The sequence below is a fragment of the Aromatoleum toluolicum genome, from assembly GCF_012911005.2.
In the GTDB taxonomy this organism is placed as follows: Bacteria; Pseudomonadota; Gammaproteobacteria; order Burkholderiales; family Rhodocyclaceae; genus Aromatoleum; species Aromatoleum toluolicum.
On sequence record NZ_WTVS01000180.1, the window covers coordinates 1 to 809 of the forward strand.

At 65.4% G+C, this 809-nt stretch carries 1 protein-coding gene and 1 pseudogene; both read left to right on the top strand.

The window, feature by feature from the left end; all coding sequences use genetic code 11:
* Positions 1-578: MMPL family transporter (locus GPA27_RS28255; protein WP_169143727.1), on the top strand; the 578-nt coding region annotated here is incomplete at its 5' end.
* A pseudogene (locus GPA27_RS28260) lies at positions 575-809 on the top strand (putative sulfate exporter family transporter); the annotation flags it as partial. The gene GPA27_RS28255 and the pseudogene GPA27_RS28260, both read left to right, overlap by 4 nt.

The window sequence follows — 809 nt, forward strand, 5'->3', positions numbered from 1 at the left end:
TCGCCGCGGGCAGCGCCGGCATCGAGGCGGCGACCAACATCGTCGTGAAGGAAGCCAACCGCACGATGCTGTTCTACGTGTATGGGGCGGTGATCGTGCTGTGCTTCATCACCTTCCGCAACTGGCGTGCGGTGATCGTCGCGGTGGTGCCGCTGGTGGTGACCTCGATCCTGTGCGAGGCGCTGATGGTGGTGCTGGGGATCGGCGTGAAGGTCGGCACCTTGCCGGTGATCGCGCTGGGCGTGGGGATCGGCGTCGACTACGCGCTGTACCTGCTGAGCATTCAGCTGGCGCAGCAGCGTGCCGATGCGACCCTTGCGGAGGCGCACCGCTGTGCTCTGCAGTTTACGGGCAAGGTGGTCGCGCTGGTGGGCGTGACGCTCGCCGCGGGGGTGGTGACGTGGATCTGGTCGCCGATCAAGTTCCAGGCCGACATGGGCATCCTGCTGACCTTCATGTTCGTGTGGAACATGGTCGGTGCACTGATCCTGATCCCGGCCCTGTCGCACTTCCTGCTGAAGGATACGGTTCGCGCGCAGCGCTTCGGCACGGTACCGGAACTGAGTCTGGCCGCATGAGCAGGGACGAATCGATGACCATCCAGGCGCGGGCAATGAGCATGCTGAACTTTGCGACCATTACCCAGCTGTGGCCGGGTGTGCTGACGGCGATCACGATCGCGCTGGCGGCGAGCTTCGTCGCCGAGCACCAGGGCGGGCCGCAGCTGCTGTACGCGCTGTTCTTCGGCATGGCGTTCAACTTCGCCGCGGAGGGCGAGAAGATCCGCGCAGGCATCGAGTTCGCCTCGC